General features: G+C 48.0%; 21 protein-coding genes and 2 riboswitches. Of the genes, 4 read left to right on the top strand and 17 right to left on the bottom strand.

What is annotated here, in order from left to right; all coding sequences use genetic code 11:
- Positions 1–11: 11 nt before the first annotated feature.
- The 7 genes from EV210_RS05365 to EV210_RS05335 form a co-directional block, all read right to left on the bottom strand.
- Positions 12–1,355, bottom strand: a complete 1,344-nt coding sequence (locus EV210_RS05365) for a phenylacetate--CoA ligase family protein (RefSeq protein WP_132076755.1) — start codon at positions 1,353–1,355, stop codon at positions 12–14.
- Between the two features lie 22 nt (positions 1,356–1,377).
- On the bottom strand, positions 1,378–2,283 hold the full coding sequence (locus EV210_RS05360) for a creatininase family protein (RefSeq protein ID WP_132076752.1): 906 nt from the start codon (positions 2,281–2,283) through the stop codon (positions 1,378–1,380).
- Between the two features lie 21 nt (positions 2,284–2,304).
- The gene (locus EV210_RS05355) at positions 2,305–2,955 is read right to left on the bottom strand and encodes a methionine ABC transporter permease (RefSeq protein ID WP_132076749.1); all 651 of its coding nucleotides are present in this window, start codon (positions 2,953–2,955) and stop codon (positions 2,305–2,307) included.
- On the bottom strand, positions 2,948–3,955 hold the full coding sequence (locus EV210_RS05350; protein WP_132076746.1) for a methionine ABC transporter ATP-binding protein: 1,008 nt from the start codon (positions 3,953–3,955) through the stop codon (positions 2,948–2,950). Before EV210_RS05350 ends, EV210_RS05355 begins: the two co-directional genes overlap by 8 nt.
- A gap of 26 nt (positions 3,956–3,981) precedes the next feature.
- Positions 3,982–4,860 carry a MetQ/NlpA family ABC transporter substrate-binding protein gene (locus EV210_RS05345; RefSeq protein ID WP_207900660.1) on the bottom strand — a complete coding sequence of 293 codons (879 nt, stop codon included), beginning with the start codon at positions 4,858–4,860 and terminating at the stop codon, positions 3,982–3,984.
- Between the two features lie 157 nt (positions 4,861–5,017).
- Positions 5,018–6,619: a nitrite/sulfite reductase gene (locus EV210_RS05340; protein WP_132076743.1), complete on the bottom strand. Its 1,602-nt coding sequence runs from the start codon at positions 6,617–6,619 to the stop codon at positions 5,018–5,020.
- Between the two features lie 126 nt (positions 6,620–6,745).
- Positions 6,746–8,110 carry an aminotransferase class V-fold PLP-dependent enzyme gene (locus EV210_RS05335; protein WP_132076740.1) on the bottom strand — a complete coding sequence of 455 codons (1,365 nt, stop codon included), beginning with the start codon at positions 8,108–8,110 and terminating at the stop codon, positions 6,746–6,748.
- Positions 8,111–8,308: 198 nt separating this feature from the next.
- Between EV210_RS05335 and EV210_RS05330 the strand changes: the two genes are divergently transcribed.
- A complete protein-coding gene (locus EV210_RS05330) occupies positions 8,309–9,073 on the top strand; it encodes a sulfite exporter TauE/SafE family protein (protein ID WP_132076737.1) in 765 nt (254 codons plus the stop codon).
- 4 nt (positions 9,074–9,077) lie between these two features.
- On the opposite strand, the gene EV210_RS05325 is transcribed toward EV210_RS05330, so the two are convergent.
- The 5 genes from EV210_RS05325 to EV210_RS05305 form a co-directional block, all read right to left on the bottom strand.
- Complete coding sequence (locus EV210_RS05325; protein ID WP_132076734.1) at positions 9,078–9,362, bottom strand: DUF2325 domain-containing protein; 285 nt, start codon at positions 9,360–9,362, stop codon at positions 9,078–9,080.
- 231 nt (positions 9,363–9,593) lie between these two features.
- Positions 9,594–10,775, bottom strand: a complete 1,182-nt coding sequence (locus EV210_RS05320; protein ID WP_132076731.1) for a pyridoxal phosphate-dependent aminotransferase — start codon at positions 10,773–10,775, stop codon at positions 9,594–9,596.
- A gap of 34 nt (positions 10,776–10,809) precedes the next feature.
- Positions 10,810–11,976, bottom strand: a complete 1,167-nt coding sequence (gene metX / locus EV210_RS05315; protein ID WP_132076728.1) for a homoserine O-acetyltransferase MetX — start codon at positions 11,974–11,976, stop codon at positions 10,810–10,812.
- 86 nt (positions 11,977–12,062) lie between these two features.
- Positions 12,063–12,167: riboswitch (SAM riboswitch) on the bottom strand.
- Positions 12,168–12,307: 140 nt separating this feature from the next.
- Positions 12,308–13,243 carry a cysteine synthase A gene (gene cysK, locus EV210_RS05310; protein WP_132076725.1) on the bottom strand — a complete coding sequence of 312 codons (936 nt, stop codon included), beginning with the start codon at positions 13,241–13,243 and terminating at the stop codon, positions 12,308–12,310.
- Between the two features lie 178 nt (positions 13,244–13,421).
- Positions 13,422–14,555, bottom strand: a complete 1,134-nt coding sequence (locus EV210_RS05305) for a trans-sulfuration enzyme family protein (protein WP_132076722.1) — start codon at positions 14,553–14,555, stop codon at positions 13,422–13,424.
- A gap of 89 nt (positions 14,556–14,644) precedes the next feature.
- Positions 14,645–14,749, bottom strand: a riboswitch (SAM riboswitch).
- A 257-nt stretch (positions 14,750–15,006) separates the two neighbouring features.
- Between EV210_RS05305 and EV210_RS23255 the strand changes: the two genes are divergently transcribed.
- On the top strand, positions 15,007–15,129 hold the full coding sequence (locus EV210_RS23255; protein ID WP_279388485.1) for a hypothetical protein: 123 nt from the start codon (positions 15,007–15,009) through the stop codon (positions 15,127–15,129).
- A 46-nt stretch (positions 15,130–15,175) separates the two neighbouring features.
- Here the strand turns inward: EV210_RS23255 and EV210_RS05300 are convergent, their stop codons facing one another.
- The 3 genes from EV210_RS05300 to EV210_RS05290 all read right to left on the bottom strand — a co-directional run bounded on the left by EV210_RS05300 (position 15,176) and on the right by EV210_RS05290 (position 19,974).
- Positions 15,176–18,217 (bottom strand): efflux RND transporter permease subunit, encoded by a 3,042-nt coding sequence (locus EV210_RS05300; protein WP_132076719.1) that lies wholly within the window; start codon positions 18,215–18,217, stop codon positions 15,176–15,178.
- The gene (locus EV210_RS05295; protein ID WP_132076716.1) at positions 18,214–19,281 is read right to left on the bottom strand and encodes an efflux RND transporter periplasmic adaptor subunit; all 1,068 of its coding nucleotides are present in this window, start codon (positions 19,279–19,281) and stop codon (positions 18,214–18,216) included. The genes EV210_RS05300 and EV210_RS05295 overlap by 4 nt, the downstream gene beginning before the upstream one ends.
- Positions 19,282–19,383: 102 nt before the next feature.
- Positions 19,384–19,974, bottom strand: a complete 591-nt coding sequence (locus tag EV210_RS05290; RefSeq protein ID WP_243650447.1) for a TetR/AcrR family transcriptional regulator — start codon at positions 19,972–19,974, stop codon at positions 19,384–19,386.
- 252 nt (positions 19,975–20,226) lie between these two features.
- Between EV210_RS05290 and bioB (EV210_RS05285) the strand changes: the two genes are divergently transcribed.
- Both bioB (EV210_RS05285) and bioB (EV210_RS05280) read left to right on the top strand, forming a co-directional pair.
- Positions 20,227–21,210, top strand: coding sequence for a biotin synthase BioB (gene bioB, locus EV210_RS05285; protein WP_132076712.1), 984 nt, complete (start codon positions 20,227–20,229; stop codon positions 21,208–21,210).
- A gap of 14 nt (positions 21,211–21,224) precedes the next feature.
- Entirely contained in the window at positions 21,225–22,226 is a 1,002-nt protein-coding gene (gene bioB, locus EV210_RS05280) for a biotin synthase BioB (RefSeq protein ID WP_132076710.1), read from the top strand.
- A 76-nt stretch (positions 22,227–22,302) separates the two neighbouring features.
- Here the strand turns inward: bioB (EV210_RS05280) and ilvD are convergent, their stop codons facing one another.
- Entirely contained in the window at positions 22,303–23,955 is a 1,653-nt protein-coding gene (gene ilvD / locus EV210_RS05275; RefSeq protein WP_132076708.1) for a dihydroxy-acid dehydratase, read from the bottom strand.
- A 34-nt stretch (positions 23,956–23,989) separates the two neighbouring features.
- The gene (locus tag EV210_RS05270) at positions 23,990–25,009 is read right to left on the bottom strand and encodes a zinc-dependent alcohol dehydrogenase (protein ID WP_132076707.1); all 1,020 of its coding nucleotides are present in this window, start codon (positions 25,007–25,009) and stop codon (positions 23,990–23,992) included.
- Positions 25,010–25,020: the final 11 nt, after the last annotated feature.

Below are 25,020 nucleotides of genomic sequence, written 5' to 3'. Positions count from 1 at the left end.
TTTCACTTTTTTTAACTCCACACCTGGGAACGCATATCCACAACCCGTTTGGCCTTATGCGTTGCCCTGGGCAGTGTACCAGGAGACAAAATTTCCACTGCTGCCGAGATGCCTGTAGCAGCTTTCAGATTCTTCTTCAGCCGCTCTGCCAGTTCATGCGTGCTGCCCTGTCCTTCAGCATGCTCGGCCTGCACCGTTAACTCATCCAGATGATTGCGCCGGTTAACGATCAGCAGGTACTCACCGCTGTAGGCGGGATCTTTCCTGACAATCGCCTCCACATCACTCGGAAATACGTTGACGCCTTTAATGATCAGCATATCATCAATCCTGCCGTGAATGCCGTGAAGCCGTAAGGCCGTCCGCCCGCAGCTGCAGGGTTCGGTTGTATAGGACACAATATCTCCTGTCCGGAAGCGAACCATCGGCCGGGCTGCTTTCTTCAAGGTGGTCAGCACCATTTCTCCCCGCTCACCCTCCGCTACCGGTTCCCCGGTCTTAAGGTCGAGCACTTCCAGCAAAATATGGTCCTCAGCCCAGTGCAATCCATGCTTGGCCTCGCACATTCCGGCGCAGGAGCCAAAAATATCGGATAAGCCGTAATAGTCATATACATCGGCTCCCCAAAGCGCCTCAATCTGCCCCCGTGTTTCCGGAATGGAGCCGCCTGGTTCACCAGCCACAAAGATTTTCCGGATAGCAAAATCTGATGCCGGATTCAAGCCCTGCTGTTTTGCTGTTTCTCCTAAATACCACGCATAGGAAGGCGTTGTCCAGATGGCAGTAGCTTGGAATTGCCGGGCAATCATCAGCAGCCGGTCGGAAGGGATCGTTCCGGCATGGATGGTCAGGGCGCCAACCTTCTGCGCCCCCAATACACAGGGGCCGCCGACAAAGAGGGAAAAATTCAGGGCATGGCAGTACCGGTCTTTGGAGCGAAGTCCGCTGGAATAGAACTGCCTGGCCTCATAATCCATCCAATCCTCAAAATCCTGTGCGGTGAAGGGAGAAGCTGTCGGTATTCCTGTTGAGCCGCTGGAAGTAGAAATATACACGATATCCCGTTCCGGTGCGGCAAGCAAGTCGCCAAAAGGCAGCACAGCCTCCTGCCTCTCGCGAATTAACTTCTTTTCAATGGTGGGAAAGTATTGAATATCTGCCAGCGTTTTTATTTTATCGGGATGTACCTTGGCCTGATCAAAGCTGTGCCGGTAATGCGGTGATCCTTCATAGGCATGACGCAAATGCTTTTTCAACAGCGCCAGCTTAAGTTCATCCCATTCCTGCCTGCTTTGTGTTTCCAGTTTAACATCCCAAAATTTTTCTGTTGAAGCGCCTGATGTTAGCTTAGCCATTAACGAATCCTCCTGTGACAACCTAGTAGTTAACTGCAAACCGTTTGGCTGCAGGCCGCTGTTTTACGTCCGATCCTGGAACTTCCTGAGGTGCATAGTTTTCCTCCAGATCCCGGATCAGGTCCAGATACCGTTCCACCGCTCTGTTTAAAACCTTTTCCCCTTTTTCAGCCGTTGCACTTTTAATCTGCTCTGTTGTCCCAATACCGGCAGCGCTCCGGTGCCCCGGCTCCGGTATGGGAATCATCTGGGCAATATCAAAAACCTGGAAAGTTTCCGTCTCATCCTGGGTAATGGATTTTTTCAGCAGAGACTTATCAATCAGCGGCACCAATTCCTTACCGATACTTTTCTCCAGCTTAACAAGCTCGGGACGAACGAATAAGACATTGCTGGTTTCCTCTTCACCGGAATGATAAAAAGGTGTTGTCACTTCGCGGCGCAAAGTTTCTGCTGCCAGCTCCCAATAGGTGGCTGCAGCAATAAAGACACTCTTGTTTTCCCGGCGCAGCTCAGTGGCTACTTCCTGCGTAATTACCTGCAGGTTTGGCTCCTGTCCGTGGCCTTGGATAATAATGACTTTCCGGAAACCGGAAGTCCACAGGCCGCGGATGATATCCTTAAGAAAAGCATGCAGGGTACTGTGGCTTACGGCAAGCGTGCCCGGCACAGGGTCACCATTGCGGTCATAGTGAAATGTTGGCGACGCCCCAGCCCGGACTGGCGTCGGCACCAGTGCGGGCAAGCCGGTCTTTCTGCTGATTTCCAGTGCTATCCATTCGGCTGTATAGGTATCAGTGCCTAACGGCAGATGATTGCCATGCGCTTCGGTTGTGGCAACAGGCACAATGATAATCCCCCGTTTTTCCGCCAGCTCCAGCGCATCATCCAAGGTCAGTTCTTCCCATAATACTGCATGTTCGCTCATGTCTAGTCCTCCCTCACATTATTACCGTTCATATTTCTTGGCAGAGTAATCCCCGATGCTTTGTACCAGCTGCACTAGTACGACCAATATAACAACAGTCAGCAGCATCACATCCGTCTGGTAGCGGTAGTAGCCAAAGCGGATAGCCAAATCCCCCACGCCGCCGCCGCCGACTATGCCGGCCATTGCCGAATAGCCGATCAGGCTGACGGCGGTGATTGTCAAACCTCTCAGTAAACCAGGCAGGCTCTCGGAAAGCAATACATCCTTTATAATCATCCAGGGAGATGCTCCCATTGAAATGGCTGCTTCAATCACCCCTTTATCCACTTCCCACAAAGAGCCTTGCACCAGGCGCGCATAAAACGCTACTGAAGCAATGGACAACGGAACTGCAGCCGCAATTGGGCCGATTGTTGTTCCAATCAGCTTTTGTGTGATCGGTAGGACAAGCACCAGCAAAATAACAAAGGGCGTTGAACGAACCACGTTAATTGCCAGACCGCCGACGACATTTACCAGACGATTCTCGGCAAACAACCCTTTATCGGTTATGTATAACACCAACCCTAATGGAACACCAATGATGATCGACAGCGCCAGCGCTATCCCCACCATATAAAACGTTTCACCAAAGGCCTTGCTGAGATCGCTGAAAAAAACATTATCCATATGTCACCTCGACATGATCCACACGGGCTTCAATATACCGGATTGCCTCTTCCACTGCCGGTGCTGTCCCATTAATATTCACAAGCAGGACACCCAGCGGCAGGTCGGTAATATATTCAATCTTGCCATGCAGAATATTGATTGCTACGGGAAACTTTTGCGCCGCATCAGAAATGACCGGAGTTTCTGCACCTTCACCGCGGTAAATGATTTTCAATACTTTGCCGGTAAGCTTAGCAAGCAGCCTCTCCGGTATGGCAAAATCGCTGGAGTGGCGAATAAGCTGTTGCGTAAAATCCGCCTGCGGATTGGCAAATATATTCAGAACGGTGTCATTTTCCACTACCTGACCCTGGCTCATTACCGCTACCCGGTCACAAATTTTCTTCACAACTGTCATTTCATGCGTTATAAGCACCATCGTGATCCCGGTCTTTTTGTTTATATCCTTCAATAATTCCAAAATCGAATTGGTTGTCTCCAGATCAAGGGCTGATGTGGGTTCATCGCACAGTAAAATTTTCGGATCATTGGCCAGGGCCCGGGCAATACCGACACGCTGCTTCTGACCACCGCTTAACTGACCGGGATATGCTGCCGATTTGTCGGCAAGCCCTACCAGTTCAAGCAGTTTGGGAACTCGCTCCTGTATTTCCTGTTTGCTCTTGCCTGCCGCCTTTAACGTAAAAGCCACATTGTCAAAAACGGATTTAGTATGGATGAGATTAAAGTGCTGAAAGATCATCCCCATTTGCAAGCGTACATTGCGCAGCTTTTCGCCGCTGTAGCCGGTTATATCGGTTCCATCAATCACGACTTGGCCGGAAGTGGGGCGCTGCAGCAGGTTAATGGTGCGGAGCAGGGTGCTTTTCCCTGCTCCGCTTGTTCCGACAATACCGAATATCTCACCTTGTTCAATTTTCAGCGATACCTGCTTCACTGCAGAGACAGTTCTGATATGCTCGCCAAAGGTAACAGAAATTGCTTGTAAGTGGATCATTGCTGCCTCCTTTTATTGGGTTGCAATTACTTTACATTCCATTTGGTCTTATACCAATCGGGTTTTTGGAAATCTTTAAAGGGATATTTCGGATCTTCAATCGCCTTTTTAAAATCTTCCGATTCAATAACTTCCTTAATATCTTTGACAAATTGCTTATCCAGATCTTCGGTACGAACCGCCACCAGATTCTTAATCGGTTCGGCAAGTTCTTCCTTGATAATAGCCGAGGACAAAGGAATGCCTGCAGCAATGGCAAAATTGCCGTTTACTACCGAAAGAGCCACACTGTCTAAGGAACGGGGCAGTTGGGCTGCCTCTAAAGGTGATACCTTCAGCCCGTACGGGTTTTGGACAATATCTTTCTCCGATGCCTTTGTCTGGTCAATATCAGCTTTAATGGTGATTAGACCATGCTTGGCTAAAAGCTGTAGCGCTCTGGCTAGATTAGTCGGATCGTTGGCAAGCGTAATTTCATCGCCTGGTTTGATCAGCTTTTTCAGTTCATCCGTATTGGCAGCCTGAATTTTGCGGGAGTATACACCAAGACCGGCTGTGGGAACATTGATAACCGGCGAAAGTTTTAAGCCTTTATCCGCCGAAAATTTTTCCAGATAAGGACGGTGCTGGAACAGATTCGCATCCAGTTCTTTGTTATTTAAGGCCAGATTTGGCTGTACATAATCACTGAACTCTTTTAGCTCAACCGTATAGCCTTTTTTCTCCAGTCCAGGTTTAATGGCATAGCGGATCATATCTCCATAAGGTCCAGGGGCAACACCAAAGGTCAGTTTTGTCGGGGTTTTATCAGCCTTTGGCGTCTTTTCCGCAGATCCGCAACCAGCTAAGGCGACACTAAATACAAGTAGGATGAATAAAGACATTATTTTGGCATATTGTTTCATTCTTACACTCTCCTCAATACTTTTAAAATTAGACTTTCATGCCAGTTACGTATTGCCCGCCAACACCTCCAAGCAAAATCTTTATATAGAAAAAAGCCGGAGAACAAGTGCCTGCTTTCTAACATGGCGCTTGTTCTCCGGCCTTCAGTCTCTCTAATCAGCCGATTTCTTTAATTTTATCCAGTACGTGCTGCAAATGCTCAATTCCTTGCCGGCGCACATAATCGTCAAAAGCTTCTGCCGGTTGCCGCGTAGTTTGAACATGTTCCAGGAACCGGCCAAGAACCTGCGGTAGCTGTTCAGAGGGAACAGCTCCTTTTAGCTTAGTACCAAGCTTGCCCGGTCCTGCCAGGGAACCTGCAAGCCAAATTTCAAAAGCTTCACTTACGTTGTCGCCTTGCCTGCTGAGTACACCCTGCAGGCCGATATCTGCTATCTGGTGCTGACCGCAGGAATTAATGCAGCCACTGATATGAATGCTGACAGGCAGATTGTCTAGCCCTTTTTGTTTTACATAGGCCTCAATAGGACTTACCAAATGTTTCGTGCGAACTAATCCGAGCGGACAAAACTCCGTTCCTGTACAGGAAATAACGGCAGGAGCATGAACAATTTCCGGAGTCGCAAAGCGGCTTATCAGTTCTTCTGCCGACAATCGCTGCAGCTTCTCATCCGGAATATTGGCAATGACGAGATTTTGCGAATTGACTGTTCGCAAGGTACCGTCACCATAAATTTCGGCAATACCAGCTAAGTCCGTCAATTCTTCCGCAGTAAGCTGCCCTGCCGGAATCGCAAGGCCTGCGTAATTTAGCCCCGGCTGCTTCTGCTGATGAATTCCATAAAAAAGCCCCTCAGCTGATTTGGCGGCCGGTTCCTCCCCGGGTGTATGCAAAGGACCTGTAAGAGCCAGCAGCTCTGCCGTAAATTTTTCTTTTCCCCAGTCCTGTATGAGATATTTCAGCCGGGCGTGATGACGGCTTTCCCGATAACCATAATCCCGGAAAAGCGCAGCAGTAGCACTGGCAACAAGCAGCACCTGCTCAGGACGGACAAACACATCCAGCTTAATCGCTAAGGCCGGCTTGGCAGATAAACCGCCGCCTGCCAGTACATGAAAGCCCAGCACAGATTGGCCCTCTATTTCTTTCACTGCCGGCACAAAGGCTAAGTCATTAATTTGGGCAAAAATCGAATTATCGACACTGCCGGTTATCGCAATTTTAAATTTGCGCGGCAGATTGGAAAACTCACGGTTGCCTTCGAAGAACTGATTCAGCTCTGTGATTAATGGACGGGGGTCCAATACTTCATCTTTATCAATCCCAGCGAGCGGAGTGCTGACAATATTGCGGGGGCAGTCGCCGGCCGCTTCTACCACGCTAAGGCCGACCTCATTCAGGCGTCCGAATATATCCGGCAGAAACTCTACCTTTAACCCATGAAACTGCAGGGACTGCCTGGTGGTAATCGCCAGCCGGTCCTGTGTGTAATCTTTGGCTATAGCTGCTACTGCCCTGGCCTGCCCGGCAGTCAGACCACCGCCGGGCAGCTTGACTCTCAGCATAAAAAGACCCTCGCTCTTCGGACGCTGCACGTATAAACCGTACCACTTCAGCCGGTCGAAATCAGCAGGGTCAATAGCGGCAAAGCCCAGCTCAGCATATCGCTCAATATCATGAATTACATCCAGACCGTCTTTTTCCAGTTTTATTTTTTCCACATTATTTAATTTGCTTATATCCTGCTGCCACTTCATGTACGACACCTCCAAAAAATAAAAAAGCCAAAGTGTCGAAACACTTTGGCCTTTGGTTTTTCCAATCAGCTCAAAATACGTTGTATTTATTTAACCATAAAAGCGGTCAGCAGTCAAGCCGGATTTCTAACAAAACCATAAGAAATGGGTTTGTTCCTCCCCGCCATTGCGGGCTTCATTTTTATATTTGTTCTTATAATAGTTCTTATTGCGCGACACTCTTGTCAGCAGATCAAGCATGACATCGATCTCCTCGCGGGTATTATACAAGCCGAAACTGATTCTTACCAAACCAGGCACAAGGACATCTACATTTTCATGATAGTGCGCTAATTCCTTATCCGACATTTTTAATAATTTTTCCACATACGGGTGAGCGCAAAACAGGCCGCTCCTGGCAGCAATCCCTGCCTCCTGGGCTAAAATGGCGGCAACGATACTGTGATACAGGCCGTCAACTGCAAAGGATACCAGACTTACCCGCTCTTCATTGCCGTCAGCACAACAAAACAACTGGATATCCGGTATACACTGCAGCCCTTTTATCGCATAGTCAATTAAATTCTTTTCATATTCATGGACAACTCCACAGTTAATGGATTGTAACGTTTGAATGGCGGCAGTCATAGCCACTACGCCCATCATATTGGGCGTACCCGCTTCATAGCGGTTAGGCGGATTATCCCATTCAACAAAGTCATGGGATACCAGACCTACCGCGCCACCCCCTTTATAAACCGGATTTCCCGCAGCGAAATCTTCCAGCGGTCCTATCAGCACTCCTGCTCCAAAGGGAGCATACAGCTTATGGCCGGAAAAAACCAGATAATCGATATGATCGGCTGCATTGGAAGGCTTCATATCAAACGGCGCATGGGGAACCAGTTGAGCACCGTCAACGAGAATTTGGGCTCCATATTTATGCGCCAGTTCGGCAATCTTATAAACAGGATTAATATATCCCGTCACATTCGAGGCTCCAGTTACTGTTACCAGCTTCACCTTACCCTGATATTTGATCAGCTTTTCTTTTAAATCAGTGAGTGACAGCTGTCCGTCTTCTTTAATTTTCACATAGTCAATCGTAAAATGCTCCCGCCAGGGCAGATCATTGGCAAGATGCTCCATATCGGTGGACAAGACTACTTGTTTTTTAGCATCTCCCTGCAGTAAATAAGCAAGGATATTAATCGATTCTGTTGTATTTTTGGTGAAAATAACTTCTTTCGTTTGGTCGGCACCAACAAACTGCTTGATTACCTGCCTGCTCTCTTCATATAGTTCCGAGGAAAAAACAGACTTATGACCTTTGCCCCGGTGAACGGAAGAATACCAGGGGGCAAATTCCATAATTGCCTGCATGACAGAACAAAAGGGCGGAGTTGTAGCAGCGTTATCAAAGTTAATTGCCGTAACATACTCGCCGCTCTCCAGCGGGACCCGCGTATTTACGCCAACAACCATTTCGCGAAAATGGGAATATCTTTTCATATTTACCACCTCGGCTAGCTAAAACTACTTACCATCAGTATATTCAGCTGCAGCCAAATCCGAACTCGTCCGCCAGAGGGATAGCAAATAAAAAGCTGGAAAACTTCCTTAAGTCTATTGATAGCGCTAAAGCAAAAGAGTATGATTAATACTACCATTAAAATTACTGCATAAAATAACTACCTCAAGGAGGTCAAAATGATAACATCCAGTTTGCTGTTTCTTGCTATGGGGTTCACCGTCGGCGCATTTGGTACATTAATCGGTGTCGGCGGCGGGGTTATTTTTGTTCCCCTCTTTTTACTTGCCTTTCACTGGACTCCCCAATATGCTGTCGGTACTTCACTGACAATCGTTTTTCTCAATGCACTGTCCGGATCCATTGCCTACATCCGGCAAAAAAAGGTGTATTATGATGCCGTTATTCGCTTCAGCCTGGCAACTATCCCGGGAGCTCTTGCCGGTGGCTATCTTGCCGAGTACTTCACCGGCACCAGCTTTCGTATAGCCTTTGGGCTGCTGTTAGTCGGTCTTGCGATCATTATGTTTCTGCGCTCCTCGCCAAAACAGGATGCAGCCGAGTTTGACAAGGATACTTTTACCTACAACCGCACCGGCGGGGTATTGCTTAGTGTCGCTATCGGCTTTATCTCCAGCGTCTTCGGAATAGGCGGCGGTGTTATTCACGTACCGGCAATGGTCTATTTCCTAGGCTTTCCCACCCATATTGCAACAGCTACTTCGCACTGCGTGCTGGCTATTTCCAGCTTCTTTGGCGTAATCTCGCATTACCTGGCCCAGAATATTCTCGTAGGTCCAGCGCTGTTCATCGGCTTTGGCGCAATCATCGGTGCCCAGTTCGGCGCTCGCCTGTCAGTAAAAGTAAAATCGCGCTCCATTTTAATGCTGCTGGCCTTGGCTTTGTTTGGGCTGGGACTCAGGCTGATACTGGTTGAAATATAAGCAGCTAAATTGCCCCGCAGCGGGATAATTCCCTGGAGAGAAAGCACCATGACCGTTTGGCAAAAACCATGGGGACACCTTGCGCCTTAGCCTGCTCCTTGATACATCTGGCTGTCATGTGATTGATATAATCGGTAAGCACTACAATCAGTGCCGTATTGGAGGGAATATTAATCTTCTTGCGGTCGTTCACATTTCTCCCCCGGATATGCTCGATATCCGTAAAACCGTGATGATATAAATTCTTTTCAATGCCGCCTAAATGGTCTGCACCAATAATCATCAACATGACTCACCCTCCTCTGCTTACTAAAGGCCGGATTATTGCCCCCTGTCAACGGGGCAATAATCCGGCCTCTGTTTCTTTCAGTCAGCCCTTACACCAAAATAAAAGGCTAAGACGCCCTTACGGGAATCTTAGCCTTTAGATATCTAATCAGCTAGTACCTATTTCTCATTTTTACAATTGATTTGCTTTATAGTATCACAGCGTCTGGTAAAGGTCAAGGAAAAAGCGCCGTTATTTTACAAATTGTGTCAGCTTGCCAATACGTTCAGCAGCCGCTTCCAGTGTCTTGAATTGCTTGCAAAAGCAAAAACGGACATATTTACTGGCTTCCGGTGTTGTTTCCCGGTAAAAGCTGGAACCAGGTACTACGGCAACACCAATATCCCGGGTCAGATAGCGGGAAAACTCAACGTCATCCTGCCAGTCAAATTTTTCAAAGCCAGCCATGATGTAATAGGCACCCTGAGGTTTAATGCAGCTAAAGCCGGCATTCTCCAGAACAGTAAACAGAAAATCACGGCGAACCCGGTAAAAATCTGCCAGCTCTTCATAATATTCGGGACCGAAGCGCATTGCTTCGCCTGCAGCAACCTGCAGCGGCGCAGCAGCTCCAACTGTAAGGAAATCATGAACTTTCCGTATTGCCTGGGAAATATCCGGCGGGGCCAGAACATAACCAATCCGCCACCCTGTAACGCTGTAAGTCTTGGAAATACCGTTTACAATAATTGTTCTGTCAGCCATTCCGGGCAGGGTCCACATGGAAATATGTTTTGCACCGTCATATAAAATATGCTCATAGATTTCATCAGTAATCGCTAATACATCATGCTTCACGCAGAGTTCGGCAATAAAGTTCAGTTCTTCTCCGGTAAACACTTTACCTGTCGGGTTATTAGGTGTGTTAATGATAATTGCCCGTGTCTTATCAGAAAACAGCGCGGCAAGCTCATCATAGTCAAAGCTAAAGTCCGGAGCTTTTAGTTGGATATACCGGGGCTGCGCACCGCAGAGAATTACATCGGCTCCATAGTTTTCGTAGAAGGGTTCAAAAATAATGACTTCTTCGCCGGGATTGACAGTTGCCAGCAAAGTGGCAATCATTCCTTCGGTGGAGCCGCAGCAGACGGTCAGCTGGGTTTCGGGATCAACAGCGAAGCCGTAATCTTTCTGGGTCTTCCAGGCGATAGCATCTCGCAGACCTTTTGTTCCCCAGGTAATGGCATATTGATTTTCATCGCTGTAAATCGCTTTTACAGCTGCTTCTTTAATAGCGTCTGGAGCAGGAAAATCAGGAAAGCCCTGCGCCAGATTAATGGCATTGTGCTGGGCAGCAATGCGTGACATTTCGCGGATAACGGATTCCGTAAACTGGCTGGCTTTGTGAGAAGCATAATTCTTCAATCTTTGCATAATAGCACCTCAGTTTTTTTAATATCGAGTATTGTTATATTTCTGTCACCAGTCTGGCTCCTAAGTAGGCCAAATCAGCGGGGCGAAACAGGGAATGGCGGGTCAGCAGGGCCGGTGTCGGCAGTATAGAACGGATAAAGCGGTCAACCATTGGCCGCAAAACAGGAAAATCAATGAGAAAACCGTCATGACCGTGACAGCTCTCAATCTCGCTGTATTCGGCCCGGACTCCTGCCGCTTTCAGCTCTTTTACCAATTGCTGCTGCTGGTAAGGAGGATATAAAATATCGGAGCTGACACCAATCACCAGCACCCTGGCTTTTACCCGCCGCAGCGCCGCCTGGTAGGAAGCGTACCCCCTGCTCACATCGTGCAGATCCAAGGCCTTCAACAGGTACAAGTACGCATTGGCATCAAAGCGCTTTACCAGGCTGCCTCCCTGGTAGTCGAGATAGTTTTCAATTTCAAACTGATCATTCCGCCGTTTACGGCCAAATTTCTCCGTCATGGAAGCATCACTTTGATAAGTGATCATTCCTAATGCCCTGGCAATAGCAAGCCCTTCTGCCGGCCCCTGCGAACCGTAATAATTTCCTTCCTGCCAGGCCGGATCAAGCATAACCGCCCTGCGGCCGACAACATTATAGGCAATAGCCTGAGGTGTTGTATGACCGGGCGCGGCAATCACGGCAGCACCATCCATCATATCCGGATAAGTAACCGCCCACTCCAGCGCCTGCATCCCTCCCATTGAACCGCCGATAACCAAAACTAACCGTTCAATTCCTAGTTTATCAAGCAATCGTTTTTGCACGCGCACCATATCACGGATCGTAATTTGCGGAAAACATGCTCCGTACGGATGCCCGGTGTCAGGATTGATGGAAGCAGGTCCGGTTGTCCCCTGACAACCGCCCAGCACATTGGAACAAATGACATAAAAAATATTCGTATCAATGGGACAGCCTGGACCGACCAGCGGTTCCCACCAGCCTATTTCATCATCCCGGTCATGGGCCGCCGGGTGACTGTCTCCGGTTAAAGCGTGAACAACCAAAACAACGTTGTCACGGGCTGGAGATAATTTGCCGTAGGTTTCATAGGCAGCCTGAATTTCGGGCAGCATCATACCGCAGTCCAGGAGCAGAGGCTGTTCTTTATCGGCAACGGTAATCACCTTCATATGCTTACGCCTTCTCATATCTTCTCCTCTCACCTGCATACTCGCTATAACCAATAGTAAAACCCCTTTCCGAGGAAAGGGGTTCAAAAAAACCATATTCTTTCCTCTCATCTTCCAGAACGCTTCCGTTCTGCTGGATTTAGCACCACTGCATTGCTGCCGGTTGCCGGGTGTCATCGGGCCATTCCCTCGACCACTCTCGATAAGAGTTTTCTATTTAATTATTGATTTTGATATTAGCATGGGAAGACGGCCATGTCAATAAAAAAATCCCATTGTGTTATTCACGCAAAAGGCTAAGCAGCCTTATAACGGTTGCTTAGCCCTCATTTTGAAAAGCTGCAATTTCTTAGTTTGTTTCAAAAAGAACGGTGGACAGATATCTCTCACCGGTATCAGGCAGCAGTACAACAATGGTTTTGCCTTTGTTCTCAGGGCGTTTGGCGATTTCCGTGGCTGCAAAAGCTGCCGCTCCGCTGGAAATCCCTACAAGCAAGCCTTCCCGTTTGGCAAGATTGCGGGCAGCAGTAAAGGCTTCCTCGTTTTTTACTTTAAAAATTTCATCAATGATAGCCGTATTGATAACCTGGGGAACAAAGCCTGCCCCAATCCCCTGAATTTTGTGCGGGCCAGGGTTGCCACCGGAAAGCACCGGAGAATCAGCTGGCTCTACAGCGACGATTTTAACATTGGGATTGTACCGTTTCAAGACTTCACCGACACCAGTTACCGTTCCGCCTGTGCCTACACCGGCAATAAAAACGTCCACTTTGCCATCTGTATCGCGCCAGATTTCTTCAGCAGTAGTTTTTCTGTGAATTTCCGGATTAGCAGGATTGTTAAATTGCTGAGGCAGATACGAATTGGCTGTAGAGGCAGCTAATTCTTCTGCTTTGCGGATAGCGCCTTTCATGCCTTCCGCACCGGGAGTCAACACCAATTCAGCCCCTAATGCTTTCAGTAGATTACGCCGTTCTACGCTCATCGTATCAGGCATGGTCAGAATCAGCTTATAGCCCCGGGCTGCGGCCACAAAAGCAAGCGCAATACCAGTATTGCCGCTGGTCGGTTCAATAATTACCGTATCCTTATTAATAACGCCTCGGTCTTCTGCATCCTTGATCATCGCGTAGCCAATACGGTCCTTTACGCTGCTGAGCGGATTAAAATATTCCAATTTGGCAACAAGCTTGGCCTCAAGCTTTTCCTCTGCATTATAATTACGAACTTCCAGCAAAGGGGTGTTACCGATAAGATCCGTTAAGTTCTGAGCAATACGTGACATATAAGACCCTCCTTATGATATCCTTTATAGTTGCCAACATATAACAAAAAGGCTAAAGGCAGCTTTAGTAAAGCACCCTTAGCCTTCAGTTGTCTGATCGGCCGAACAATATTGTTATTATGATCAAATATTACCACAAATACAATAAATCGTCAATCCATTAAAAGACATTTTTTACTTAACCGAGAGCTTGTTCCAAATCCTGAATAATATCGTCGACATGCTCAATTCCTACGGAAAGCCGCAACAAACATTCGGATATCCCGAGCCTTGCCCGGATGTCCGCCGGAATATCGGCATGGGTCTGCGCTGCCGGAAAAGTAATAAGGGATTCTACGCCGCCTAAACTTTCTGCAAACTGTAATAGTTTTACCTTCGCCAATACCTGCGGCACCAGTGCCTGATCAGTTACCGTAAATGACAGCATCCCGCCATAGCCGGAAGCCTGAGATTCCTGAATTTCCCGTCCTGGATGGCTGCTTAGCCCCGGATAATAAACCTGCTCCACTTTCGGATGAGTGGTCAGCCACTGGGCTACCTTGCCTGCATTCTCATTATGCCGGTCCATTCTGAGCGCCAGTGTTTTCATGCCTCTGAGCAACAGCCAGCTGTCTTGAGGTCCCAGCACGGCACCGGTGGCGTTTTGAATAAACCGTATTTTTTCAGCCAACTCCGCATCACGGGCAACAACAATACCGCACAATACGTCGTTATGACCGGATAAGTACTTGGTTCCGCTGTGGATCACGATATCGGCGCCCAATTCAAGCGGACGCTGGTAATAAGGGGTCAAAAACGTATTATCGACGATGCAGTGCAGGTTATGCCGGCGAGCCAACTGGGCAATCTGCCGGATATCAGCTATTTTCATTAACGGATTTGTCGGAGTTTCCACAAGGATGGCCTTGGTATTGCCGGTGACCGCCTGGGCTATTTCGTCCAAATCACTGGAGTCAACAAAAGTTGTCGTAATGCCGAACCTGGCGAATACCTTATCCAGTATACGGTATGTGCCGCCATAGCAATCTTCCACCACTACCAAATGATCACCGCTGCTGTAAATCATCAAAACACCGGATACTGCCGCCATACCGGAAGAAAATGCAAAACCGGCAGCGCCATTTTCCAGGTCGGCTACAGCTTCCTCCAGCACTTTGCGCGTTGGATTCTGCGTGCGTGAATAGTCGAAGCCGGTGCTTTGTCCTAACCCGGGATGACGAAAGGTTGCCGTTTGATAAACAGGTGTGCTGATTGCACCGGTTTTTTCATCGGTACAGAGACCAACATGCGCTACTTTAGAACAAAATTCCATATAGTCCTCCCAAGTTCATGGTTTAACCTTATCCAGCCGGCAAACAAAAAACCCCTTCAAGGAAGGGGTTTGCAACAGCTACCACATTCCTCTCATCTTCCAGGAAATTTTTATCCTGCTGGATTTAGCACCACTGCATTGCTGCCGGTTGCCGGGTGTCATCGGGCCAGTCCCTCGACCTCTCTGGATAAGAGATTAAACGTATTTAATTTTTATAAATCATACCATAGGAAGAATTTACTGTCAATCATCCCTTTAGCACTGAAACGCTCTTTTTTTCCATAGCCGTGTCTGTCTGATTGAGCCGCTATCCTAGTTTAACAAAACAATTTTTGTATATAAATTGCAGCAAAACCAGCAACTTCCTGCCGTGTTTATCAAATTATAACAGTCATAATAATTTTCTCAGAGGGAAAAATAACTTCATCACACCAAAGGAGGTGCTTGCTAAATGGCGAAGAAAAATGAAAAAAACTGCAAAGACAACAACAAATGTAATGATGCCAACGTCAATTTTGCCTGCGAAATAGCTCCACAGAAAAAAGCTTGTAAATCAAACGAAAAATGTAAATAAGCCGATATGAGAAGAAAGGTGGACTTTTTTTAAAAGTCCACCTTTCTTATTTCTTCACCTTAAATGCTACCGCATACATCGTCGGTAAAACCAGCAAAGTAAGAATAGTCGCTCCCAATAATCCGCCTGCAATGGCAACAGCCATCGGACCCCAGAAAGTGCTGGGAATCAAAGGAACCATGCCAAGAATTGCCGCCGCTGCCGTCAGCATGATCGGGCGAAATCTGAGAACGGCAGAATTGATAATCGCTTCCCAGGGAGCCTCACCAGCCTTGATATGCTGCTCAATCTGATCAATGAGGATGACTGAATTGCGGATAATCATCCCGCTAAGTGCCAAAATTCCCAGCTCAGCCACAAAGCCCATCGGCCGTAAAGTCAACAGCATCGAGAGACTGACCCCAATAATGCCCAATGGCGCAGTAAGCAAGGTCAGTACCATAAGGGACATCTTTTGCAATTGGAACATAAGCAGGATGACAATCAGTACAATCATCACTGGAACTGGCTGCAACAAAAACTCCATCGAGCTTTTGCTTCGTTCCAGGGAACCGCCGATATCAATGCTATAACCGGCAGGCAGATTATCCCGGAGTGATTTTAGTTCCCCGTAAACCTGCTTTGTGGCATCATTGCCGGTTATCCCCGGCAGCACCTCAGCTTGTATGGTAATCGTCGGCTTTAAGTCCCTCCGCCAAATTAAGCCTTCCTCTGCCTCATAGCTGATTACGGCGATTTGTTCCAGCGGTACAAATTTGCCGCTGCCAATATGAACAGGCAGACTCTTAACGGCAGACAAATCCTTGCGATTTTGACTGTCCAGCCGGTATACAATATTCACTGTTTTATCGCCTTCATAAAATTCAGCCACCGTCGCACCGGACAGTTGCATCTGCAGGCTCAATGCCAGGTTTTGACTGTCAACGCCAAGAGCTCTAGCCTTATCCTGATCGATGCTTAAATGCATGACCTTATTCTTTTCGTTCCAATCCCAATTGACATGGGACAAATTGGGGTTATTTACCATAACATCACTTACCTGCTGGGCTATTGCCCGGACTGTTTCATGATCATAGCCGGAAACACGCAGCATGACAGGATAGGGTGAGGGCGGGCCGGTTTGAATGAGTTTTACATGACCGCGCACATTTTCAAATTGTTCGGCAAAAAGCTTGTTGATTTTATTCTCCAGAGCCGCACGGGCTTGTAAGTCTTTAGCAACAATGACAAATTGCGCGTAATTGCTTGCCGGCAGCCGCGGATCACTTGTCAGTACAAAGCGGGGTGCTCCCTGACCGACATAATAGCTATAGCTGGCAATATCGCTGTCGCCGGCGATGCTTTGCGCAAATTTCTGCGCTTCCTGCTCCGTGGCGGTAATCGAAGAACCTTCAGGCAGGGTAAGCTCAACAATGATCTCAGTGCGGACAGAAGGCGGAAAAAACTCCTGCTTAACAAAGCTTAAGAGACCGATTGATCCAATAAAGCAGGCTGCCGTAATACTGAGAACTAATTTGCGATGCTCCAGGCACCAGTTTAATGCCCGTCTAAACAAGCGATAAAACTTGGAATCATAAACATCCTTGTTTTCTTCCGCCATATGCTTAGGCTTAATCAGCTTATACCCCAGCAGCGGTGTTACCAGTACAGATACAAACCAGGAAAGCAGCAAGGCGATCGTAACAACTGTAAAAATACTGCTGGTAAACTCAGAGGCGGACCCTTTGGAAAATCCGATCGGAATAAAGCCGGCGCAGGTAATCAGCGTGCCTGTCAACATGGGAAATGCGGTAGCCGTATAGGCATAACAGGCTGCATCAAACCGGTTCCAGCCCTGTTCCAGCTTAACTGTCATCATTTCAACGGCAATGATGGCATCATCGACCAAGAGCCCCAGGGCAATAATCAAAGCACCAAGGGAAACCTTGTGCAGATCAATTCCCATTATCTGCATACCGACAAATATCCCGGCAATAACCAGCGGAATGCATAGGGCAACTACGATACCGGAACGGACTCCCAGGCTTAAGAAGCTAACCACCAGCACGATGACAATTGCTTCCCAGAGGGATTTTACAAATTCACCAATTGAGCTTTTCACGATTTCCGGCTGGTACAACACCTGATTTAATTCCAAACCAAGCGGCAGCTCTTTCTGCAGGCGTTGCACCGTTTTATCCAGACTTTCCCCCAGCGTGAGGATATTGCCGCCTTTTTCCATGGAAACAGCAAGCCCGATGGCCGGCTGCCCGTTAACATACATTTTGGGTTCCATCGGCTCTATATAGCTCCGTTCTACCTTGGCCACATCGCCCAGGCGAAACGTGCGTTCATTTACCCTGATGGGCAAATTGCGCAGCGCAGTTAGATCATCCACAATACCGCTGACTCTCAGGTATACATTATCTGACGAGGTTTCAACCATACCGGAAGGATTCATGGTATTTTGCGTTTTTACCGCACTGATAATCACATTGGGATCTATCCCAAGCTGAGCCAGTTTGCTGCTCTCCATTTCAATGTAGATCCGTTCGGGCTGAACGCCGATAAGATCAACTTTTTTAACGCTTTTTACGCCTAATAAGGTGCGCCGGATTTGCTCGGCTTTCTCCCGCATTTCTTCATAGCTGTACCCATCGGAAGTAAGGGCATAAATACAGCCGAAAACGTCATCAAAGCGATCATTAAAGCTGGGGCCGATTACGCCCTGGGGCAAGGTGCTTTTTATGTCATTCACCATATTGCGCACTTCCAGCCAGGTAGGCCGGACATCTTTTTCATTTACAGAGTCTTTCAGCGTAACATAAATAACTGCTTTACCCGGCTGGGAATAACTTTTTAGGTAATCAATGCCAGGAGTATCCTGCAGTTTTTTTTCAATTTTATCGGTTACCTGCTCCTCCACCTGACGGGCACTGGCTCCCGGCCAGCCAACAGAAACGATCATTTGGCGGATAACGAAATCAGGGTCTTCCATCCGTCCTAACTGGCGGTAGGAGTAGATCCCCGCAATAAAGGTCAGGATGACAAAGAAATACACCAGCTGTTTATGGTTGAGCGCCCATTCGGTCAGATTAACTCTTTTCATAAGCGTACCTTTTGCCCTTCCCGCAGCTTCTGGACACCGGCAGTAACAACAACGTCCCCATCCTGCAGTCCTTCGAGTACCTGAATTTGGCCATTGCCGAATGCGCCTACCTTGACCGGGCGGAGAGAGACGGTGTCATTGGCAACGATCCAAACCCCCGGTGTATCGCCTGTTTGATAAATAGCGGCAAGCGGGATATATACCGCCTGACGGCCGCCGGAGGAAGCGACAGCTACATTAGCCGTCATGCCCAAGTTTACACCGGCCGGAGGGTTGGCGAGACTGATACGCGCTTTATAGGTGCGGGTAATCTTGTCCGCTACCGGTGAAATCTCCCTGATCTGTCCTTCAAGCTGAACATCTGGTAATGCCCAGAACGTTACCAGTATTTTCCCGGCGTTCCGCACATCTTCAATGCGATTTTCCGGAATGCTGATTTCAATTTCCCGTTCCCCATCCTTAACCAGCGTAAGAACAACCTGGCCGGCATTAACAACCTGACCGGCTTCCGCGTTAATGGCCGCAATTACACCGGAACTATCGGCAACCAGCGTACTATATCCCAGCTGATTCGCCCCCTGATTGTATTGAGCTGCTGTTTGCCGTAGGGCAGCTGCAGCAACCTCATAAGCATTTTCATATTGATCAAGCTGAGCACGGCTGACTGCCCCCTGCTCGAACAGCTTGCGATACCGCTCCAGATTGCTTTGCGCTAAATTCAACTGTGATTCGGCCGAAGCCATTTGGGCAGACGTAATATTTACCGTTTGCCGGATGTCCTTGGCATCAATTTCCATCAGTACATCTCCGGCTTGAACCGTACTGCCCAGTTCGACATTACGCTTACTTATCTTGCCACTGACTTGAAATGCCAGCTGCGTCTCGTACCTGCCTCGTACCTCACCGGGATAACCGGAGCTCTGGGCGCCGCCATTTACTTGTATTTTCTGGGTACGCACAAGCGGTGCTTCCTCTTTTACTGTCTCGGTTTTTGTACAGCCTGCCAGCAATACCGTCAGGGCCAGCAGCGAAATAGCAGCAGCCTTTTGCACTGCCTTAACCATAATAATCTCCCCCTTCTCCGCCACAAATAAACTATTTATTGTTTTCAGTTTCCTCTGCTTATAAAATGGCCGGCCGCCTTGTTTGAACGGCCTGGCTTCCCCTTACTTCTTTACAAGGGCATTTATCACAAAATCAATGAGTACTTCTGTATAATAGTCCTGATTGTCTTTTTGCTCGTCAAATTCTCCGGTTCGCATATAACTAAAGGCCTGAAAAAGTTTAAAGCCGGCATAGGCAACAACCATCTCGTCAACATCGCGGAACTTCCCCTGTACTTTTCCTTCGCTGATAATCGCAGCAATTACAGCAATAATCTCCTGATCAATCAACGCATGATATTTTCTGCTCAAAAAAGCGGAGTAAAACTCTTCATCATTTTTTAGCAGCCGGGTAATAAATATATCTTCTTTAAAATAACTGATCGCAGTCCGTATTAATTGAATCAGCTTTTCCTCAGGATCTGCAATTTCTCCCATTTGCGAAAATATGATATCCATTGCTTTATGGCATTCTCGCATAAACAGGCAGGTCACCATATTCTCTTTATCTTTGAAATGCTCATAGATCGTCTTTTTCGAGATTTTGCAATCTTTACTGATTTCATCCATCGTTGTTTTTTTAAAGCCAAAGCGGTCTAGCCGCTCTTTCACGTTATCCAGTATCCGGTTTTTTACATCATCCAAACTCTGCACCTACTTGCAAATAAGTTAACCCTCATAAACTATTATAGTATTTTAGTTTCCGATTTTCAACAATTATTATTTTTTTACCAAATTTCAGGGAAAGTATTTACAAGCTATTGGGCGTATAGTAAGATTAAATTCGTTAACTATTATATTGATTAAAGTTAACAAATTACTTTCCTTTCTGGGAGAGTTATTTTTATCGCCCAATAGTAAACCATGTTGAAAATACTAGTTAACAAACAGAGAGGGGCTTGGGCAATGCAACTATCTGAACTCACTGCTTTAAGCGATCGAATTCTGGCAGGACATCGCATTACCTTTGAAGAGGCGGAACAGCTCACGGATATCGCCGATTCTGATATTGTACTGTTAATGGCTTTCGCCAATAAAATACGTCAGCAGTATGCTGGCAATACCGTTGAGCTATGCGGTATTCTCAATGCCCGTTCAGGGATGTGCTCTGAGGATTGCAAGTTTTGCTCCCAGTCAGTTTACCATCAGACTGCCTCTCCCATTTATCCGCTCCTGCCGCCCGCGGCTTTAGTGGAAATGGCCAAGCAGGCACAGGCTGCCGGGGCAAAACGAATCAGCATTGTCACTAGCGGCAAAGGCATGGAGAATGATCCTGATTTTACCGATATTGTTTCCATTCTGAAAGCCATTATTGCCGAAACCGATCTTCAAGTCTGTGCCAATCTGGGTACGCTGTCCTTCTGCCAGGCCAAACAGCTGGCTGCAGCAGGCGTAAAGCGGTATGCCCATAACGTTGAAACCAGTGAATACTTTTACCCTGAAGTTTGTACGACCCATCCTTATTCGGAGCGGATCAACACGATTGCCGCAGCCCGCGCTGCCGGGCTTGAGCTGTGCACCGGAGGCATTATCGGCTTAGGGGAAAGCTGGCAGGACAGGCTTGCCATGGCATTTGTCCTAAGAGAATGGGGCGCGGAATCGGTGCCTGTCAACATCTTAAATCCCCTGCCGGGTACTGCACTGGAACATCGCTGTCCACCACCGCCTTTAGAAATTTTAAAAACCTTTGCGATTTTCCGTTTTATCTTGCCAGCAGCAGTGATTCGCCCCGCAGGCGGCCGGGAGCTAAACCTGCGTGATTTTCAGGGATCGGCCATGCTTGCAGGAGCAAACGGACTGATTATCGGCAATTATTTAACATTTTCCGGCAGAGACGCGGCCGCTGATCTGCGAATGGTTACCGACGCAGGCTTATTGCCTGGTTACTAAAGGAGGATATAGGCATGACCAGTTATGATTTAGTATTTTCACTAGGAAAAAAGGTGCTTGACGGCGGTCAGCTTTCTTTTGAAGAAGCACTATCACTTACCACTATCGATGCCGGTGATATTCCGATTCTGTTAGGTATCGCCAATAAAATCCGCGAAAAGTTTACGGGCAGTATGGTTGATACCTGTCAAATCGTCAATGCCCGCTCCGGCAACTGCTCAGAAAACTGTAAGTTCTGTGCACAATCTGCTCATCATGATACTGACATTGAGACGTATCCGCTCGTAAGCGAGTCTGCCATCTTACGTGCCGCCCGCAAAGCCGAATCCGATCATGCTTACCGGTTTTGTGTCGTCACTGCCGGCTGCGGCATGCATGGCGATGCCGACTTTGAGCAAATTTTGTCCTACATCCGCCGGATCGGTGATGAAACTGCACTGGAACGCTGCTGTTCTCTCGGAACACTGAATGAAGATCATGTGAATGCATTAAAAGCCGCTGGCATTACCCGGTATCATCATAATCTGGAGACCAGCGAAAGTTACTTTCCCAGCATATGTACTACCCATACCTTTCAGGAGCGCGTAGATACCATCAAACGGATAAAAGCTGCCGGTCTGGAAGTTTGCTCCGGCGGGATCATCGGCATGGGCGAAAAGTGGCATCACCGGATTGAAATGGCCTTTACCCTGCGGGAATTGGATGTCGATTCGGTGCCCATCAATGTATTAAATCCGGTTAAGGGCACTGCCCTGGAAAACCAGGAGCGCCTGGACCCCATGGAAATTCTGCAGACCTTTGCTGTTTTCCGTATGATTCTTCCCCAAAAAATAATCCGCTATGCCGGCGGGCGGGAACACAGCCTCGGTGAATTAGTCCCACTCGGCTTTTTATCAGGAATTAACGGCATGCTGCTCGGCAACTACTTAACTACTTCCGGCCGGGGAGCGGCAAATGACCTGGCAACGGTTGCTGCCCTCGGCCTTCAGCCTATTCACAATTTAGGAAATGCTTAAGCAAAACAGAGTGACAGAATAAAGAGGGTATCGCATCCAGCTTTCAAAAGCGTTTTGCGACACCCTCTTCTATCATTTAAAAAATAGTTGCTCCTTCATCGGACGAACTGGTTAAGCGTTTGTAGAGATTTAACCAGCCGCTTGACGGTTTTTCAACCGGCTGCCAGTTTGCTTTCCGTTTTGCCAGCTCTTCTTCCGAAACTTTTACATCCATTTTTCTGGCAGGGATATCAATTTCAATTATATCTCCATTTTCAATCAATGCCAGCGTACCGCCTTCATAGGCTTCAGGAGACACATAGCCGATGCCGAGTCCCCTGTTTGCTCCTGAAAATCTGCCATCTGTAATTAAGGCAACATCCTCATCGAGATTTTTGCCGCACACTGCTGCCAGGAAAGTTTCCAAATGCGGCATCCCCGGCGATCCTTTCGGACCTTCATACCGGATAACGACAACATCACCGGCCGTAATTTCATCACGCAGCAATGCCTGCCACCCTTCCTCCTCCGAATTATATACTTTAGCCGGGCCAACGAATTTATGAGCTTTTGCTTTAACGGCTGAAAATTTTACCACAGCGCCTTTGGCCGCCAGATTGCCTTTTAACACGGCAATGCCGCCTTCCGGGCTGATCGGGTTAGTGACCGGGCGGATGACATCGGCATCCCGGTTTTCGCCGCTGTTTATCCGGTCCTGCAGCGATCCGGTTACCGTGTTGCCTGTAAGAGCAAGTTTCCCGGCCTTAGCCAGCTCCTTCAGCACCGCACGGACACCTCCGGCCCGGTCAAAATCGGCCATGGTGTAGAAATCATGGCTGGGATAAATGGTACTCAGCACCGGAATTTCTTTGCTGATTTGATCAAATTCCTCATAACCGATGGTAAATCCCGCCTGCTTGGCTACTGCCGGCAAATGGAGAACGGTATTGGTTGATCCGCCTGTAGCCATGACATACCGAATGACGTTCAGGTAAGCCTCAAAGGGGATGTTGTCCTTCGGACGCCAATCCTTTTCAATCAGCTCGACGATCACTCTGCCTGAATCTTTGGCAAGCTGCTTCCATTCCTCACTGTTGGCTGCCACACTCGCATTGCCAGGCAGGGACAGGCCCAGGACTTCGGCCATCGCGCACATGGTATTGGCGGTTCCCATAAAAGGACAGGCGCCGGTCGTTGGACAGGCGTTGCGTACAATGCCCTTATAATCCTCGCGGGAGATTAAACCTGCCCGGTAGCTGGCATACCCTTGCTTGGTATGAGTTAAAGTAATCATTTGTCCTTTATAATTACCGGGCTGCATATAGCCGCCGGTAAACATGACACTGGGGATATTCAGTCTGTTAATGGCCATGACCATACCGGGAACAACTTTATCACAGCTGGCAAGCAAGATCATTCCATCAAGCTGGTTGCCTTCTACCATCGATTCCACTTCGGCAGAAACCAGGTCACGGCTGGGCAGGGTATAGCGGTCACCAGGCGTATTGGAACAGATACCGTCACAAATCCCGGTTACGGGAATTTCCAACGGCAGGCCGCCGGCTTGGCGAATCGACTCTTTTATATCTTCCACGACAGTTTTAAAGTGATAGTGGCCGGGATTGAGTTCATTCCAGGCATTAATAATCCCGACATAGGGCTTTCTCGTATCCTCTTCTTTTACCCCCATGGCAAACAGCAGGGCATTGCGGTGATCAATCGCTTCTTCAGAAAATTTTTGTGTTCTCATTATCCATCCACCTCTATCGTTTCGTATTCGATCCTTACGGCCTGAGTATGACCTTTACTGCTTTCTCACTTGGCGACAGCGCTGCTTTCATTGCATGATCGATTTGGGCGAGCGGGAAAACATGTGATACCAGCTTGCTTAAATCAATCGTACCCGTTAAACCGATTGCTGTTTCAAAGTCCCAGCAATACCCTTGCGAGCCTTGAACAGTAATTTCCTGGGCTACAAATAAGGAAGCAGGAATTTGAATGGTGCTCTGTTCAAAAATTCCCAGCATAGTAGCCAAACCGCCTTTACACAGGCTGGACATCGCTTGTACAAATGTTTCTTCCCGGCCTACGCACTCAAACGATTTGCCAATCCCTCTTCCCCCGGTAACCCGCTTGACCACCTCGAGTACCGATTCATGCTGCGAATTAACAATCATTGTCGCTCCCATAGCCGCCGCCAGGTTAAGACGGGCATCAGAAATATCGGCAACAATAATCTCCTGTGCGCCAGCCGCCTTACAAACAGCGGCGACGAGAATGCCGATAGGCCCTGCGCCAATAATCAGTACTTTATCGCCTACTATAATTTGGGCTCGCTTTACAGCATGAACAGCTACTGCCAGCGGTTCAATAAGCGCGCCTGCTTCATAGGACATATCCTCAGGCAGTTGATATACATAGCGTTCATCAACAACGAAGTAGTCTGCTAATGCCCCCTGTCCCTTGCGGTAGTGATAGCTTAGGTTGTCGCAATAGCCATACGTTCCGGCCTGGCAGGGAAGACATTTTCCACAGGCAACGACAGGTTCCACCGTTACGCGCTGGCCAATTTGCACGGAGGTAACCGCAGAGCCGATGCGAATAACTTCGCCAGCCAATTCGTGTCCAATTGTAGTAGGAAGTGCTGCCGAGGGATGCTTGCCTTTGTAGATATGCAGGTCACTGCCACAGATACAGCTCGCTTTTATTGCGATAACCACCTGGGTTTCTCCGAGACCTGGCACCTCGGTCTCTACCAATTCAGCCACACCCGGAACTTTCACCATTGCCATTCTCGTTTTCATTGCTATCCTCT

Source organism: Anaerospora hongkongensis, assembly GCF_004339805.1.
Classification (GTDB): Bacteria; Bacillota; Negativicutes; order Sporomusales; family DSM-15969; genus Anaerospora; species Anaerospora hongkongensis.
This window is presented reverse-complemented; position numbering and strand designations above follow the sequence as displayed.

Coding starts and splice junctions, on each gene's coding strand:
- EV210_RS05365 (WP_132076755.1), bottom strand. CDS start 1,355: ATGGCTAAGCTAACATCAGGCGCTTCAACAGAAAAATTTTGGGATGTT.
- EV210_RS05360 (WP_132076752.1), bottom strand. CDS start 2,283: ATGAGCGAACATGCAGTATTATGGGAAGAACTGACCTTGGATGATGCG.
- EV210_RS05355 (WP_132076749.1), bottom strand. CDS start 2,955: ATGGATAATGTTTTTTTCAGCGATCTCAGCAAGGCCTTTGGTGAAACG.
- EV210_RS05350 (WP_132076746.1), bottom strand. CDS start 3,955: ATGATCCACTTACAAGCAATTTCTGTTACCTTTGGCGAGCATATCAGA.
- EV210_RS05345 (WP_207900660.1), bottom strand. CDS start 4,860: ATGAAACAATATGCCAAAATAATGTCTTTATTCATCCTACTTGTATTT.
- EV210_RS05340 (WP_132076743.1), bottom strand. CDS start 6,619: ATGAAGTGGCAGCAGGATATAAGCAAATTAAATAATGTGGAAAAAATA.
- EV210_RS05335 (WP_132076740.1), bottom strand. CDS start 8,110: ATGAAAAGATATTCCCATTTTCGCGAAATGGTTGTTGGCGTAAATACG.
- EV210_RS05330 (WP_132076737.1), top strand. CDS start 8,309: ATGATAACATCCAGTTTGCTGTTTCTTGCTATGGGGTTCACCGTCGGC.
- EV210_RS05325 (WP_132076734.1), bottom strand. CDS start 9,362: ATGTTGATGATTATTGGTGCAGACCATTTAGGCGGCATTGAAAAGAAT.
- EV210_RS05320 (WP_132076731.1), bottom strand. CDS start 10,775: ATGCAAAGATTGAAGAATTATGCTTCTCACAAAGCCAGCCAGTTTACG.
- metX (WP_132076728.1), bottom strand. CDS start 11,976: ATGAGAAGGCGTAAGCATATGAAGGTGATTACCGTTGCCGATAAAGAA.
- cysK (WP_132076725.1), bottom strand. CDS start 13,243: ATGTCACGTATTGCTCAGAACTTAACGGATCTTATCGGTAACACCCCT.
- EV210_RS05305 (WP_132076722.1), bottom strand. CDS start 14,555: ATGGAATTTTGTTCTAAAGTAGCGCATGTTGGTCTCTGTACCGATGAA.
- EV210_RS23255 (WP_279388485.1), top strand. CDS start 15,007: ATGGCGAAGAAAAATGAAAAAAACTGCAAAGACAACAACAAATGTAAT.
- EV210_RS05300 (WP_132076719.1), bottom strand. CDS start 18,217: ATGAAAAGAGTTAATCTGACCGAATGGGCGCTCAACCATAAACAGCTG.
- EV210_RS05295 (WP_132076716.1), bottom strand. CDS start 19,281: ATGGTTAAGGCAGTGCAAAAGGCTGCTGCTATTTCGCTGCTGGCCCTG.
- bioB (WP_132076712.1), top strand. CDS start 20,227: ATGCAACTATCTGAACTCACTGCTTTAAGCGATCGAATTCTGGCAGGA.
- bioB (WP_132076710.1), top strand. CDS start 21,225: ATGACCAGTTATGATTTAGTATTTTCACTAGGAAAAAAGGTGCTTGAC.
- ilvD (WP_132076708.1), bottom strand. CDS start 23,955: ATGAGAACACAAAAATTTTCTGAAGAAGCGATTGATCACCGCAATGCC.
- EV210_RS05270 (WP_132076707.1), bottom strand. CDS start 25,009: ATGAAAACGAGAATGGCAATGGTGAAAGTTCCGGGTGTGGCTGAATTG.